The organism is Streptomyces sp. NRRL WC-3742 (genome assembly GCF_000720635.1).
GTDB lineage: Bacteria > Actinomycetota > Actinomycetes > Streptomycetales > Streptomycetaceae > Kitasatospora.
This window is the reverse complement of record NZ_JOCF01000026.1, coordinates 72,812-86,611: the sequence shown is the minus strand read 5'-3', so window position 1 is coordinate 86,611 and position 13,800 is coordinate 72,812. Positions and strand designations below refer to the sequence as shown.

At 70.5% G+C, this 13,800-nt stretch carries 14 protein-coding genes and 1 tRNA gene; 6 read left to right on the top strand and 9 right to left on the bottom strand.

What is annotated here, in order from left to right:
• Positions 1–152 precede the first annotated feature (152 nt).
• Positions 153–1,331, bottom strand: a complete 1,179-nt coding sequence (locus IH61_RS0116625; protein WP_031070356.1) for a winged helix DNA-binding domain-containing protein — start codon at positions 1,329–1,331, stop codon at positions 153–155.
• A gap of 10 nt (positions 1,332–1,341) precedes the next feature.
• Complete coding sequence (locus IH61_RS0116620; RefSeq protein WP_234327202.1) at positions 1,342–2,229, bottom strand: LysR family transcriptional regulator; 888 nt, start codon at positions 2,227–2,229, stop codon at positions 1,342–1,344.
• A 113-nt stretch (positions 2,230–2,342) separates the two neighbouring features.
• On the opposite strand from IH61_RS0116620, the gene IH61_RS0116615 reads away from it, so the two are divergent.
• Complete coding sequence (locus IH61_RS0116615; protein ID WP_031070353.1) at positions 2,343–3,065, top strand: SDR family oxidoreductase; 723 nt, start codon at positions 2,343–2,345, stop codon at positions 3,063–3,065.
• Positions 3,066–3,069: 4 nt separating this feature from the next.
• Here the strand turns inward: IH61_RS0116615 and IH61_RS0116610 are convergent, their stop codons facing one another.
• Together IH61_RS0116610 and IH61_RS0116605 are read right to left on the bottom strand one after the other, a co-directional pair.
• Positions 3,070–3,372, bottom strand: a complete 303-nt coding sequence (locus tag IH61_RS0116610) for a GroES family chaperonin (protein ID WP_107057155.1) — start codon at positions 3,370–3,372, stop codon at positions 3,070–3,072.
• 224 nt (positions 3,373–3,596) lie between these two features.
• Positions 3,597–3,938, bottom strand: a complete 342-nt coding sequence (locus IH61_RS0116605) for a DUF3618 domain-containing protein (RefSeq protein ID WP_031070349.1) — start codon at positions 3,936–3,938, stop codon at positions 3,597–3,599.
• A gap of 156 nt (positions 3,939–4,094) precedes the next feature.
• Here IH61_RS0116605 and bcp point away from each other — a divergent pair, with 156 nt between their 5' ends.
• Positions 4,095–4,571, top strand: coding sequence for a thioredoxin-dependent thiol peroxidase (gene bcp, locus IH61_RS0116600; RefSeq protein ID WP_031070347.1), 477 nt, complete (start codon positions 4,095–4,097; stop codon positions 4,569–4,571).
• Between the two features lie 91 nt (positions 4,572–4,662).
• On the opposite strand, the gene IH61_RS0116595 is transcribed toward bcp, so the two are convergent.
• A complete protein-coding gene (locus tag IH61_RS0116595; protein WP_078911152.1) occupies positions 4,663–7,047 on the bottom strand; it encodes a chitinase C-terminal domain-containing protein in 2,385 nt (794 codons plus the stop codon).
• A gap of 364 nt (positions 7,048–7,411) precedes the next feature.
• Here IH61_RS0116595 and IH61_RS40940 point away from each other — a divergent pair, with 364 nt between their 5' ends.
• Together IH61_RS40940 and IH61_RS0116585 are read left to right on the top strand one after the other, a co-directional pair.
• Positions 7,412–7,747, top strand: a complete 336-nt coding sequence (locus tag IH61_RS40940; protein WP_031070344.1) for a hypothetical protein — start codon at positions 7,412–7,414, stop codon at positions 7,745–7,747.
• Between the two features lie 14 nt (positions 7,748–7,761).
• Positions 7,762–7,834 (top strand) — tRNA-Leu (locus IH61_RS0116585).
• A 67-nt stretch (positions 7,835–7,901) separates the two neighbouring features.
• Here IH61_RS0116585 and rdgB read toward each other — a convergent pair.
• From rdgB to IH61_RS0116565, 4 genes are all read right to left on the bottom strand, one after another.
• Complete coding sequence (rdgB, locus tag IH61_RS0116580) at positions 7,902–8,507, bottom strand: RdgB/HAM1 family non-canonical purine NTP pyrophosphatase (RefSeq protein WP_031070341.1); 606 nt, start codon at positions 8,505–8,507, stop codon at positions 7,902–7,904.
• Positions 8,508–8,529: 22 nt separating this feature from the next.
• Positions 8,530–8,922: a hypothetical protein gene (locus IH61_RS0116575; RefSeq protein WP_031070339.1), complete on the bottom strand. Its 393-nt coding sequence runs from the start codon at positions 8,920–8,922 to the stop codon at positions 8,530–8,532.
• A gap of 127 nt (positions 8,923–9,049) precedes the next feature.
• A complete protein-coding gene (rph, locus tag IH61_RS0116570; protein ID WP_031070337.1) occupies positions 9,050–9,778 on the bottom strand; it encodes a ribonuclease PH in 729 nt (242 codons plus the stop codon).
• Between the two features lie 120 nt (positions 9,779–9,898).
• Entirely contained in the window at positions 9,899–10,132 is a 234-nt protein-coding gene (locus IH61_RS0116565; protein WP_030060521.1) for a glucose PTS transporter subunit EIIB, read from the bottom strand.
• 402 nt (positions 10,133–10,534) lie between these two features.
• Between IH61_RS0116565 and IH61_RS0116560 the strand changes: the two genes are divergently transcribed.
• Together IH61_RS0116560 and IH61_RS0116555 are read left to right on the top strand one after the other, a co-directional pair.
• Positions 10,535–11,824, top strand: coding sequence for a PTS transporter subunit EIIC (locus IH61_RS0116560; RefSeq protein WP_031070335.1), 1,290 nt, complete (start codon positions 10,535–10,537; stop codon positions 11,822–11,824).
• Between the two features lie 493 nt (positions 11,825–12,317).
• Positions 12,318–13,595: a PTS transporter subunit EIIC gene (locus IH61_RS0116555; protein WP_031070333.1), complete on the top strand. Its 1,278-nt coding sequence runs from the start codon at positions 12,318–12,320 to the stop codon at positions 13,593–13,595.
• Positions 13,596–13,800 lie beyond the last annotated feature (205 nt).

Below are 13,800 nucleotides of genomic sequence, written 5' to 3'. Positions count from 1 at the left end.
GCCCAGCCCCACCCCGCACCCCACCCAGACCCGGCCGGGCCGCCCCACCAACCCGCCCACCGCCACCGGCGGACCCACCGGGCCGGCCGCCACCCCGGCGGCTCCCTGAGGGGGGTTCGGCTCACGCCCGGGCGTGAGCCGAACGCCGTCCCTCAGCCCACCAACGCCCGCTCCGCCGCCGTACGGAAGCGCGGCGTCACCCGCACCTCCCCCAGCCAGCCCGCCAGACGCTCCGCCTCCCCCGCGACCGCCCGCTCCGCCTCCGCCCCCACGTCACGGAACAGCCGCCACACCACCTCGCCGTCCGCCCGCTGCGCCCAGGCACCCACCACCTCGCCGCACCACCACACCGTCGGCCCGGCGTTGCCCGCCCGGTCGAACAGCTCCGGCACGTCCTCCGGCCGCAGGTACCAGTCCCGGCCCCGCCAGCCCATCACCGCCGGGTCCAGCGCCGGCAGCAGAGCCGCCCACGGCCGCGGCCGCTTCGTCGCCTCCACGTCCCCCGGCAGCACCAGCGCCGCCGTCCCGTCCGCCAGCGCCACGTCCTGCGCGCCCACGTCCGCCAGCGCCTTGCGCACGTCCCCCAGCGTCCAGCCCGTCCACCACTTCACGTCCTCGACCGTCCCCGGCCCGTACGAGGCCAGCCAGCGGCGCACCACCTCCGCCTTCGCCTCCCGCACCGGCACGTCCGGCCACTGCGGCACCGGCGCCCACGGGTAGACGCTGCTCAGCCACGACCCCCGCGGCCGGCACCGCCGCACGTGCCCGTCCGAGGCCATCACCCGCAACAGCCGGCTGCCGACGCTCTGCTTCGCCTCGTACGCCTTGCCCGCCGACATCAGCATCGTCTCGCGCAACTGCGGGACGTCCTCGCCGAGTTCCTTCGTCGTCGCCTCCCCGCGCGCCTCCAGCGCCGCGAGCACCTCGCGCTCCGTCTCCGCCAGCCGCGCCTCGTCCCAGTCCGGCAGATGCTCCCGCAGGTGCTTGAGCAGCGTCGCCCGCTCCTTCAGCGCGATCGCCCGCGCCGCGCCCGAACTCACGTACGGGGCGAAGCCCTCCGTCACCGCGAAGATCGTCCGCCGCATCGACAGCAGCTTCACCAGCGACACGTCCTCGTACAGCGCCCGGTCCACCTCCGCCGCCGAAGGCTCCGCCAGCCGCGCACAGGCCGACACGTACACCGTCGCCGCGTCCGTGGCATGCAGCCCGACCACCGCGTCCGCCACCGCCTCCACCCGGGCGACCCGGGCCGAAGGCTCCAACAGCAGCCGGCGCCCCAACCGCGCCCGCCGCTCCCCGTCACCGATCACCGGCACCGCCGCTCCGCTCATGCCCGGGACCCTAACGCCCCCCACCGACACCGCCGAGAACCCCGGCCGCCAGCTCCGCGAACTCCTCCGGCAACGGCGACTCCCGGCCCTCCGCCCACACCAGCGCCACCCGGTTCGGCGCGATCCCCTCGATCGGCACGTGCACCACGTCCGGCCGGGTGTAGAACGCCGCCACCGACAACGGCAGCACCACCATCCCCTCCCGCGCCGCCACGTACTCCAGCTTCTCCTCCACCGTCTCCGCCAGCGGCCTCGCCCTCCGCCGCTCCCGCGCCCCCGGCAGATCACGCCACTCCGGCACCAACTCCGGGCACTGCAACAGCCGCTCCCCGCCCAACCGAGCCATCGACACCGACCCGGCCCCCGCCAGCCGGTGCCCCGCCGGCAGCACCGCCACCCTCGGCTCCTCGAACAGCGGCCGCACCCGCAGCCCCCGCCGGTCCACCGGCAGCCGCACGAACGACACGTCCACCCGGCCGTTGCGCACCACCTCGACCTGATCGGTCCACGACGTCCGCACCACGTCCACCACCAGCTCCGGATGCCGCCGCGACAGCGCCCGCACCGCCGCCGTCACCGTGATCCCCGGCATGAACCCCACCACGAACCGCGACCCCTCCCCCGCCGACCGCGACACCCGGCGCCGCAACGCCTCCGCCGCCGCCAGCAACGGCGGCGCATCCTCCAGCAACTGCCGCCCCGCGTCCGTCAGTTCCGTCGACCGCCGGTCACGCCGGAACAGCTGCGCCCCGAACTCGCCCTCCAGTGCCCGAATCTGACGCGACAGCACCGGCTGCGCGATGTGCAACCCCTGCGCGGCCCGCCCGAAGTGCAACTCCCGCGCCACCGCCACGAAGTACCGCAGCTTGCGCAGATCGACGTCCACCACCGCCACCACCTCCCACTGATACCCCGAGGGTATGACAGCCGACCGAACAGGTCTTGGACACCCCGACCACCCCCGGCGCAGGATCGAGGCATCCACTCAGAACACCCCGGGAAGGAACCCGCATGCCCCTCACCGACCAGCACGTCGCCGTCCTCGGCGGCACCTCCGGCATGGGCCTCGCCACCGCCGACCTCGCCGCCCGCCGCGGCGCCCGCGTCACCGTCGTCTCCAGCCGCCCCGAGAGCGCCGAACGCGCCCTCGCCACCCTCCCCGCCGGCACCGCCGCCGAGACCGCCGACCTCGGCGACAGCCGCCAGGTCGCCGCCCTCTTCGAACGGCTCGGCCCCCTCGACCACCTGGTCTACACCGCAGGCGACGCCATCAGCCTGATGCCCGTAGACGACCTCGACCTCGACGCCGCCCGGAGGTTCTTCACCGTGCGCTACTTCGGCGCCCTCGACGCCGTCCGCGCCGCCCTCCCGCAGCTGCGCCCCGGCGGCTCCATCACCCTCACCTCCGGCACCGCCGGACCACGGCCCGGCCCCAGCGGCTGGGGCATCGCCGCCAGCATCTGCGGCGCGGTCGAGGGCCTCGTCCGCGCCCTCGCCGTCGAACTGGCCCCCGTCCGCGTCAACGCCGTACGCGCCGGGCTGATCCGCACCCCGCTCTGGGACGGCGTCCCCGAAGCCGACCGCGAGGCACTGTTCTCCCGGACCGCCGACACCCTCCCCCTGCGCCGCGTCGGCACCCCCGAGGACGCCGCCGAGGCGTACGCCTACCTGATGGACCAGCGCTTCGCCACCGGCACCGTCCTCACCGTCGACGGGGGCAGCCTGCTCGTCTGAACCCCTACAGGTACAGGCCCGTGGACCCCTCGATGTCCCCGAAGCGCGAGGCCGCCACCGCGTGCAGGTCCCGCTCGCGCAGCAGCACGTAGGTCGCGCCGCGCACCTCGACCTCGAGCTTGTCCTCCGGGTCGTACAGCACCCGGTCGCCGGGCTCCACCGAGCGCACGCTCTGGCCCACCGCCACGGCCTCGGCCCAGGTGCAGCGCTTGGACAGCTCCGCGGTCGCCGGGATCAGGATGCCGCCCGTCGAGCGGCGCTCCCCCTCACTGCCCTCGATCCGCACCAGCACGCGGTCGTGCAGCATCCGGATCGGCAGCTTCTCGCCCAGTCGGTCGTGCCGGGCCTGGTCATGGGCGGACGAGGTCGGTTCGTCGTACGTACTCACGGTCCCGAAGGTACCCTCCCCGGGCGCGGAGCGTGACGCCAGCCCGGCAATCCCCATGGCAATCGCCCGGTAATCCCTCGGCCTCCGTCCCGGGTATGCGGAAGGCCGGACGCACCCGCGTCCGGCCTTCCGCCGTCCCGCACTCAGCCCTTGCGGCGCTTGCGACGCGTCGCCAGCAGCAGCACCACGCCCAGACCGACGGCCGCCACCGGAATGATCCGCTCCCGGCGAGGCTGCCCGTTCTCGTCCACGAAGTTCGCCCGCGCCTTCTCCAGCAGACCGCTCGCGGCCACGTAGACCTTCGCGGTCTTCTCCTCGACCGCGGCCTGCGCCTTGGCCTTCGCCTGCGCGGTGATCGTGCTCGGGTGGACCCGCACGGCCAGCTCGTCCAGGGTCGAGGCCAGCTGGGTGCGCGTGCGCTCGATGTCCGCCTCGATCTGGACGGCCGTCCGCGCCGACTTGTCCTGCGTGCTCGACTCGCCCACTCGGGCCACCCCATTCACTTGCCGATGTTGTCCTGGTCGTCCGATGCGACCGGACCAGTCTCTCAGGCGTCGGGCTACGCCGCGCGGCCCCACCCACCAACGGAGGTAAGTTTGCCGTGGTACGACCGCCCGTCCCACCCCCAGGAGAGTACGACCGTGAGTGAGCGTCTCCAGCCCGGCGACACCGCACCCGCCTTCACCCTGCCCGACGCCGACGGCAACCAGGTGTCCCTGGCCGACCACCTCGGCCGCAAGGTGATCGTCTACTTCTACCCCGCCGCACTCACCCCCGGCTGCACCAAGCAGGCGTGCGACTTCACCGACAACCTCGACGTCCTCGCCGCCGCCGGGTACGACGTCATCGGCGTCTCCCCCGACAAGCCGGAGAAGCTCGGCAAGTTCCGCGAGGCCGAGAACCTGAAGGTCACCCTGGTCGCCGACCCGGAGAAGAAGGTCCTGGAGGAGTACGGCGCCTTCGGCGAGAAGAAGCTGTACGGCAAGACCGTCACCGGCGTCATCCGCTCCACCGTGATCGTGGACGAGCAGGGCAAGGTCGAGCACGCGCTCTACAACGTCAAGGCCACCGGGCACGTCGCCAAGCTGCTGCGCGACCTCAAGGTCGAGGCTTCCTGACCCGCGTCCGTGCAAGCAGCGGTGGCGGCCACCCCCCGACCGGGTGTGCCGCCACCGCCGTTCCTCACCTCAGCGCGCTGCCGCTAGCCGTTCAGCAGGCCCCGAGGTCGTTCCAGACGCCCCACGAGCCGCTGGCCGTGGGGTCGTCGCCCTTGGTCCACCACTTGTTCTGGTAGTAGTGGCCCTTCCACGACACCTTCGTCGGCGAGGCGTACGTGGTGCCCGCGTCCCAGCCCGGCGCACCCGCGCAACCGGCCGGCGTGGTCGGCGGCGTGGTGGGAGGCGTCGTCGGCGGCGTGGTGGGAGGCGTCGTCGGCGGGGTCGTCGGAGGCGTGGTGGGCGGAGTGGTCGGCGGGGTCGTGGGCGGGGTCGTCGGAGGCGTGGTCGGCGGAGTGGTCGGAGGCGTCGTGCCGCCGTCCACCGCGCCCCGGGTCAGGTCGCCCTTGAGCCCGTACAGCGTCCCGCCCACGTTGACCGTCCAGTTCGACGGCGTCGACACCGGCAGGTAGTAGACGAAGTCCAGGTCCACCGAGGCCCCCGGCGCCAGCGACTGCCAGCCCGGCAGCTTCACCGACACCCGGTTGTACGTGCCCTTCAACCCGCCCACGTTGCCCGGGCCCGGGTTGTCCTGACGGATCACCTGCAGACCGAAGCCCGACTGGTCCTTCGCGTTGCCCGGCGCCGAGTTGCTGTAGTCGAACTGGAACTCCGTCCCGCCCGGCAGCGTCAGCGTCGAGTTGTTGACGATGTGGATCTTCGGGTTGATCGGGTAGTTCGAGTCGCCCAGCGCGAAGTTGGTGAACGACACGTCCACCGGCAGCGTCTGCTGCGGCAGCGCGACCGTCGACCGCGTCGCACCGTACGGCGAGGCCGCCTTGAACCTGTCGTACATCAGCGAGGTCAGCGTGTTGCCCGGCACGTACTGGCCCTTGCCGCCGTTCGCCGCCGGGTCCCACCTGTAGTCGCCCGCCAGCTCCCAGATCATCGCGCCACCGGCACCCTGACCCACGACGTAGTCGGCCTTGGCACCCACCGACTGCTCGTCCTCGGTGGACAGGAACACCTTCTTCGCGTCGTTCCACAGCCACGGCGCCACCAGCGAGGAGCTGTAGTTGCGCACGTACGAGCCCTGCAGCGCCGTGTCCGTCACGCCGTACTTCGCCAGGTAGTCGGGCACGATGCCCTTCTCCAGGTTCTTCGCGTGCCACATCGGGTTCGACCCGGCCGGGGACTCCTTGCCCGCGTCGTCCTTGTCGTTCCAGATGTTGTCGATGCCCACCGCGCCGTCACCGCACGCCGTCAGCCCCGAACCCGCCGGGCAGGTCGTCGCCGAGGCCGTGCCCCAGAGACCGTTCGTCCCGCCCTGCACGTTCTTGAACCCGCGCGTGTAGTACGGCAGTCCGACGTTGATCCGGCCGCCCGGCATCGCGCCGCGGAAGTAGTGGTACGACCAGTCCGCGTTCAGGTAGCCGATGCCGCCGTACTGCCCGGTGCCGTACACGTTCGCGGCCGCCAGCTCGCCGTCCTTGCCGTCGTCGAACAGCGAGGCGTTCGGGCCGACGTACTTGTTCCAGGCGCCGTGCAGGTCGTACGACATGATGTTCACGTAGTCCAGGTACTGCGCCACCTGGAACGTCTCCATACCGCGCAGCAGGTACCCGGACGACGGGGCCGCCACCGACAGCAGGTAGTGCCTGCCGTCCGCCGCACCCGCCTTGTCCAGGCTCTCCCGCAGCGTCTTCATCAGCGCCGCGTAGCCCTTGGCCAGCGAACCGCGCTTGCCGTTCGCCAACTGCCAGTCCAGCGGGTTGCCGGCGTCCTTCATCGACGTCGGGTACTCGTAGTCGACGTCCACGCCGTTGAACCCGTACTTGCGGACGAAGTCCACCGAGGACGCGGCGAAGGTGTCGATGCCCGCCTGGTTCACGCTGCCGTCCGGGGTGACGGTCATCGAGTAGAACCCGCCGGTGTTCACCCGGTTGCCGTCGTCACCGAAGTACCCGCCGGTCTCGGTCCAACCACCCACCGAGATCATCGTCTTGACGTTCGGGTACTGCTTCTTGTACTTCGTCAACAGGTTGAAGTGGCCCTTGTACGGCAGCGACGGGTCCAACTCCGCACCGGGCACCCCCGGGAACGAGATCCCGGTCGCCTCGTTCGTCGGCCCGTCCGTACCGACCGACAGCTTGTTGTCGCCGCCGACGTGCCCGAACGCGTAGTTCAGGTGCGTCACCTTGTCCCAGGGGATGTCACTCACCAGGTACGGCTGGTCGCCCTTCTTCCCGGTGCGCCAACCCGTGAAGTACCCGATGATGCGCCGCTGGTGGTCCGCACCCATCTTCTCGCGCCCGCTCGTGTCGTACACCGAGCAGTACGGAACGTCCACCCCGGGCGTCTGGTACAGCCCGTCCGGCCGACAGGAAGCATTGTCGACGGCCGCCGAAGCCTGCGACGGCACCGCACCCAGCGTCGCCATCACCAGCCCGGCCACACTCGCCGCCGCCAACGACAGCACACCAGCCCTACGCCCAACGGCGGTGGGACGCCGCTGCGCAGTGTTTCGGATCAACACTCGGTCCTCCAGGAGAGAGTGTCGGCACGTGCCTGTGGGGGAGCACGCACGTGGGGGATTGCAATTGGCGCCGAAGCTATGTGGTCTGAACCACACAGGTCAATAGGTCTGGACCATTTGGCAATCATTTCCCCAAACCCCCCGGTCACCCCACCGACGACAACCGGTCACCTCCTGGCCGAAACCCCGCCACCCGCAACCAACCGCCCCACCGATCGTTACCCACCCGGATGAAGGGGCTTCCATCAGCCCGAACAACGGACCGACCATGCCGGTCGAGTACACCCGCGCCCTGCTGGCCCAAGCCGCAGCCGCCGCAACCTCGCTGGACGAGATGCTCACCGCACTCGGCCGCGAGCCCACTCACGACAAGCGCACGTACCTGCGCCGAAAGATCACCCAGTACGGAATCGACACTTCACACTTCCGCCCGACCGGAAGCATCTACACCCGGGAGGTGCTCCAGGAAGCCGTCGCGGCCTCCCACAGCGTGGCCGGGGTCGTCCGCCACCTCCCTCCGCTCTGCCCCAACTGCCACTCCATCACTGATACGTACTGCGGCCGGAACAAGAATCGAGCCGCATTCGCCCCCCACAGCCGGTAGGCTGAACCTGATGTGCGCCCGTGCCCCAACGGAAGAGGGGCGCGCCTTAGGAGCGCGTTGTTGTGGGTTCGAATCCCACCGGGCGTACCGAGTGAAGTGGCCCGTCTCCCTTCGAATCGAAGGGAGACGGGCCGTCCTCGTTTCTGGCGGGATGTCAGCCGAGGAGGTCCTTCACCACCGGGGCGAGGGCGCGGAACGCCTGGCCGCGGTGGCTGATGGCGTTCTTCTCCTCCGCCGTCATCTCCGCGCAGGTGCGGGTTTCGCCGAGGGGCTGGAGGATCGGGTCGTAGCCGAAGCCGTGGGTGCCGGCGGGGGCGGTGCGCAGGGTGCCGAGGAGGCGGCCTTCGACGACGCGTTCGGTGCCGTCGGGGAGGGCGAGGGCGGCGGCGCAGAAGAAGTGGGCGCCGCGGTGGGGTTCGGCGATGTCGGAGAGCTGGGCGAGCAGGAGGTCCAGGTTGGCGAGGTCGTCGCCGTGCTTTCCGGCCCAGCGGGCGGAGAAGATGCCGGGGGCGCCGTTGAGGACGTCCACGCAGAGGCCGGAGTCGTCGGCGACGGCGGGCAGGCCCGTGGCGCGCGCGAGGGCGTGGGCCTTGAGGAGGGCGTTCTCGGCGAAGGTGACGCCGGTCTCGGGGACGTCCGGGATCTCGGGGTAGGCGTCGGCGCCGACGAGTTCGACGTCCAGGCCGGCCTCGCCGAGGATGGCGCGGAGTTCGGCGACCTTGTGCTGGTTACGGGTGGCGAGGATCAATCGGGTGGACATGCCGTTCACCCTATCCAGGTGGTCAGCCGCCGCAGACGGAGGTGAGGTTGGCGGCCGCGTCGCCGAGCGGCTTGAGGTCGGGGGTCTCCTTGCGGTCGACGGCCTGCTGGACCTTGTCGGCCTGCTTCTGCAGGTCGGTGACGGCCTTGGCGACGTCGGTGTTCTTGGAGTTCTTCCCGACCTGGTCGAGGTCGTTCCTCAGCTTCTGCAGGGCCTTGCCCGCGGCGGTCGAGTCGTTGCTCGCGTTGTCGTACGCCTTGGTGACGTCGGCGAGGTCGCCGGTGATCTTCACGGCGGTGTTCCCGCAGTCGAGCGCCTTCTGGGCGGCGGAGCAACTGACCATGCTGAGCGGGAGGATGATGATCAGTCCGGCCACGGCGAGGGCGGCGGGGCGGGCGATGCTCGACGACGGCATCCGGTCCTCCTGGGGGGCGCGGGTTCCGTGGGGTGGGACGCGCGCCGGGGGGTGCGCGGTTCCCGCAGCGGGGGGTCGCTGCGGGAACGGTACGACTCCGGGGCCCGACCTGTACAGCGGTGGTGCTCTAGAGCGTTTCGAGCGCCTTGCGCTGGATGTCGTCGAGTTCGGCGCAGCCGAGGGTGCCGAGGTCGAGGAGGCGGTCGAGGAGGGCGCGGTCGAAGGGTGCGCCTTCGGCGGTGCCCTGGACCTCGACGAAGCGGCCGTCGGAGGTGCAGACGATGTTCATGTCGGTCTCGGCGCGCACGTCCTCCTCGTAGCGGAGGTCGAGCATGGGGGTGCCGTCGATGATGCCGACGCTGACGGCGCTGACGCCGCCGGTGACGGGCTGGCCCTTGGCGCGCAGGAGCTTGCGGTCGCGGGCCCAGGCGACGGCGTCGACGAGGGCGACGTAGGCGCCGGTGATGGCGGCGGTGCGGGTGCCGCCGTCGGCCTGGAGGACGTCGCAGTCGAGGACGATGGTGTTCTCGGCGAGGGCGCGGTGGTCGATGACGGCGCGCAGGGAGCGGCCGATGAGGCGGCTGATCTCGTGGGTGCGTCCGCCGATGCGGCCCTTGACGGATTCGCGGTCGCCGCGGGTGTTGGTGGCGCGGGGGAGCATGGAGTACTCGGCGGTGACCCAGCCTTCGCCGCTGCCCTTGCGCCAGCGGGGGACGCCTTCGGTGACGCTGGCGGTGCACAGCACCTTGGTGTCGCCGTAGGAGATGAGGACGGAGCCTTCGGCGTGCTTGCTCCAGCCCCGTTCGATGGTGATGGGGCGGAGCTGTTCGGGGGTGCGGCCGTCGATGCGTGACATAGCCACCGAGCGTAGCCGTTTCCGGGGGTGGCTCCGTCGTGCCTGTGCGGATGTGCCCCGGCCCGCCGTCTCCCTGGGCGGGGCGGCGGGCCGGGGTGATTCGAGCCTGGGTGGCTCAGCTCACATCATGTCCTCGATGTCGGCGGCGATCGGGTCGGCGTCGGTGCCGATGACGACCTGGATCGCGGTGCCCATCTTGACGACGCCGTGGGCGCCGGCGGCCTTGAGGGCGGCCTCGTCGACGAGGGAGGCGTCCTTGACCTCGGTGCGCAGGCGGGTGATGCAGCCTTCGACCTCTTCGATGTTGTCGATGCCGCCCAGACCGGCGACGATCTTCTCAGCCTTGCTGGCCATCTGTTCTCTCCCTCTGTCTCGGCCCGCCGGCGGCTCTGCCGGGTGCCGTCCTGCGCTGTGCTGGGGTGGTCCTCGTCCGGGGGGGTGGCGAGGGGGGTCGGCCGGTACTGACGCAGGGTCAGCGGTGGTCGTGCTGTCGGGCAGCGCGACCAGCATCGCCTGCGGCGGTCCGTTCCGCCACGTTAGTCCACTTTCGGCCCATTCCGGCGGGCGGGCTCCGGACCGCCGCCCGAGGATGACGATCAGCGGGGCTCGCGTCCCGGAGTGCGGCCTGCGTCCCAAAGTGGTCTACACCAATATATGTGTACTCCGATGAACGCAGAAAGGACCCCGGGTGTTCCTGCCCCGCCCGAGGGTCCCGCAGGGGCCTGCGGCCCGGCAACTGCTCTCGGAGGGCGAAGGATGAGTTCGGCAGGCGCCACAGCCCCGCAGGCCGTGTGGTGGCACACCTTCTACGGCGGGCTCCAGAAGATGGGCCGCTCGCTCCAGCTGCCGGTGGCGGTGCTGCCCGCGGCCGGCATCCTCAACCGACTCGGCCAGCCCGACGTCTTCGGTGCGGACGGGCTCGGGTGGACCAAGGTCGCCAAGGTCTTCGCCGCGGCCGGCGGCGCCCTGCTGGACTCCACCCTGGGCCTGCCGATGCTGTTCTGCATCGGTGTGGCGATCGGCATGGCCAAGAAGGCGGACGGTTCGACGGCGCTGGCGGCCGTAGTCGGCTTCCTCGTCTACTACAGGGTCCTGCACGCCTTCCCCGAGCACTGCAAGGCGCCGACGGTGCTGGTCAGCGACCAGTGCGTGGACTACTCCTCGGCGAAGTCGGCCAACGCGGCGTACCAGAACCCGGGGGTGCTCGGCGGCATCCTGATCGGCCTGATGTCGGCCTGGCTGTGGGTGCGCTTCCACCGCACCAAGCTGGTCGACTGGCTGGGCTTCTTCAACGGCCGCCGCCTGGTGCCGATGATCACCGCCCTGGTCGGCATGCTGACCGCCTGCCTGGCCCTGTGGGTCTGGCCGCCGATCGGCCGGGGCCTCAACGACTTCTCGCAGAACCTCGCCGACCTGGGCGCGGGCGGCGCCGGCATCTTCGGCCTGTTCAACCGCGCGCTGCTGCTGATCGGCATGCACCAGCTGCTGAACACCTTCGTGTGGTTCCAGTTCGGCGAGTTCACCAAGCCGGACGGCTCGATCGTGCACGGCGACATCCCGCGCTTCCTGGCGCACGACCCGACCGCGGGCCAGTTCCAGTCCGGCTTCTTCCCGATCATGATGTTCGCCCTGCCGGCGGCGGCGCTCGCCATCGCGCACGCGGCCAAGCCGCACCGCCGCAAGGAGATCTACGGCCTGATGCTCTCCGTCGGCCTGACCTCCTTCGTCACGGGCGTGACCGAGCCGATCGAGTACTCCTTCGCCTACATCGCCCCGGCCCTGTTCGGGGTGCACGCGCTGCTGACCGGCGCCTCGATGGCGGTGACATGGGGGCTCGGGGTGCACGACGGGTTCAGCTTCTCGGCGGGCCTGATCGACTACGGGATCAACTGGAGCCTGGCGACCAAACCGTGGCTGATCATCATCATCGGGCTCTGCTTCGCGGCGGTGTACTACGCGCTCTTCCGGTTCATCATCGTCAAATTCGACCTGAAAACCCCGGGCCGCGAGGACGAGAGCGAGGTCGAGGACGTCACCAAGGCGTGAGCCCTGCCAGTGCAGTCCCCCCAAGGCCCCTGGACCCTTCGATCCGGGGGCCTTGGTCATTTTTCGAATAGGACCTAATGCCCCTGAGTGATATTCGACGCACCGATATCCAGGTCACATTCGGGAACGTCCGGATCGTTATTCCCGCGATTCCCCCGACTCCGTACGACCCACTCGCGAAGCCCGCCCCCTCCCGGGCCCACCGCCGCTCCCGACCAGGGCTGGGCCCGCCCCCGCCGTCCGGCGGGGGCGGGCTCTTTTGTTGCGCAAATAGCCAAAATCCCGGAGCCCCAGGATTATCAAGATCGTCGTTCCCCGGGTAGGTTTCGATTTCATAGCGCTTCCCGGAAGCAGCGGTTTCCGGGGTTCCACCTCTTCTCCGCCCGTGCTACAAAACTGGTCTACACCACGTGTGGTGTAGACCAGTTCGCGGTTCGGCCCCCCTGTGCCCAATCCCCCGACCGACCCGCCCTGCCGTAAGGAACCCACCCCCATGAGTCAGTCTGCGCAGGCACCGGCGCCCGCCACGGCTCCGGCCTCGCCAAGCCCCGCCAAGCAGTTCGGCCAGAACCTCCTCCAGGGTCTGCAGAAGATCGGCCGCAGCCTCCAGCTGCCCATCGCCGTGCTCCCCGCTGCCGGCCTTCTGCTGCGGCTCGGCCAGGACGACGTGTTCGGCAAGGACGGCCTCGGCTGGGACAAGGTCGCCTCGGTCTTCGCGACCGCCGGTGGCGCCGTCTTCGACAACCTGCCGATGCTCTTCGCGGTGGGCATCGCGATCGGCTTCGCGAAGAAGGCGGACGGCTCGACCGCGCTCGCCGCGCTGGTCGGCTTCCTGGTGTACAAGAACGTGCTGACCGCGTTCCCGATCACCGAGGGCCACGTCGACGGCGCCAAGTGGGTCAAGCCGGTCTACCAGGACCCGGGCGTGCTCGGCGGCATCGTGATCGGTCTTCTGGCCGCGGTGCTGTGGCAGAAGTACCACCGCACCAAGCTGGTCGACTGGCTGGGCTTCTTCAACGGCCGCCGTCTCGTGCCGATCATGATGGCCTTCGTCGGCACCGGCGTCGGCGTCCTCTTCGCCCTGACCTGGGGCCCGGTCGGCGACGCCATCAAGAGCCTGAACGACACCCTGATCGGTGCCGGCGCGTTCGGTGCGGGCGCCTTCGGCCTGGTCAACCGCGGTCTGCTGCCGGTCGGCATGCACCAGTTCGTGAACTCCTTCGCCTGGTTCCAGACCGGTGACTTCACCAAGCCGGACGGCACCGTCGTCCACGGCGACCTGAACCGCTTCTTCGCCGGCGACCCGACCGCCGGACAGTTCATGTCGGGCTTCTACCCGATCATGATGTTCGCGCTGCCCGCCGCCGCGCTGGCCATCGCCCACGCCGCCAAGCCGCACCGCCGCAAGGCCATCACCGGCATGATGGTGTCGCTGGCCCTGACCTCCTTCGTGACCGGTGTCACCGAGCCGATCGAGTTCGCCTTCGTCTTCATCGCCCCGGTCCTGTACGTCATCCACGCGCTGCTCACCGCGGTCTCGATGGCCGTCACCTGGGCCCTCGGCGTGCACGACGGCTTCACCTTCTCCGGTGGCCTGATTGACTACGCGCTCGCCTGGAACAAGGCCACCGACCCGTGGATGATCATCCCGATCGGCCTGGTCTTCGCCGCGCTGTACTACTTCCTCTTCCGCTTCGCGATCACCAAGTTCAACCTCAAGACCCCCGGTCGCGAGGACGACGACGAGGTCGAGGACGTCACCAAGGCGTAACTCCCCCTCCCTCCCCGAAGGCCCCGCCCCGCCGCCGCTCACCCGGCGGCCCGGCGGGGCCTTCGGCGTTCCCGGGCACCCCGGAACACGGTTGACGAATCCGCGGAAGCCCTGGTCAACTGAACGCGTGTACCCCTCGTGCCCGCTGGTGACCCGCAGCCACATCGACTTCGGTCGCGTGTGGTCCGCGGCGTGTCGCGGCTGA

Excerpts from the sequence above, each read along its gene's own strand:
- IH61_RS0116555 (WP_031070333.1), top strand. The coding sequence starts at position 12,318 with ATGAGTCAGTCTGCGCAGGCACCGGCGCCCGCCACGGCTCCGGCCTCG.
- IH61_RS40940 (WP_031070344.1), top strand. The coding sequence starts at position 7,412 with ATGCCGGTCGAGTACACCCGCGCCCTGCTGGCCCAAGCCGCAGCCGCC.
- IH61_RS0116615 (WP_031070353.1), top strand. The coding sequence starts at position 2,343 with ATGCCCCTCACCGACCAGCACGTCGCCGTCCTCGGCGGCACCTCCGGC.
- IH61_RS0116565 (WP_030060521.1), bottom strand. The coding sequence starts at position 10,132 with ATGGCCAGCAAGGCTGAGAAGATCGTCGCCGGTCTGGGCGGCATCGAC.
- IH61_RS0116560 (WP_031070335.1), top strand. The coding sequence starts at position 10,535 with ATGAGTTCGGCAGGCGCCACAGCCCCGCAGGCCGTGTGGTGGCACACC.
- IH61_RS0116610 (WP_107057155.1), bottom strand. The coding sequence starts at position 3,372 with ATGCTGCACGACCGCGTGCTGGTGCGGATCGAGGGCAGTGAGGGGGAG.
- rph (WP_031070337.1), bottom strand. The coding sequence starts at position 9,778 with ATGTCACGCATCGACGGCCGCACCCCCGAACAGCTCCGCCCCATCACC.
- IH61_RS0116595 (WP_078911152.1), bottom strand. The coding sequence starts at position 7,047 with ATGGCGACGCTGGGTGCGGTGCCGTCGCAGGCTTCGGCGGCCGTCGAC.
- rdgB (WP_031070341.1), bottom strand. The coding sequence starts at position 8,507 with ATGTCCACCCGATTGATCCTCGCCACCCGTAACCAGCACAAGGTCGCC.
- IH61_RS0116575 (WP_031070339.1), bottom strand. The coding sequence starts at position 8,922 with ATGCCGTCGTCGAGCATCGCCCGCCCCGCCGCCCTCGCCGTGGCCGGA.
- IH61_RS0116625 (WP_031070356.1), bottom strand. The coding sequence starts at position 1,331 with ATGAGCGGAGCGGCGGTGCCGGTGATCGGTGACGGGGAGCGGCGGGCG.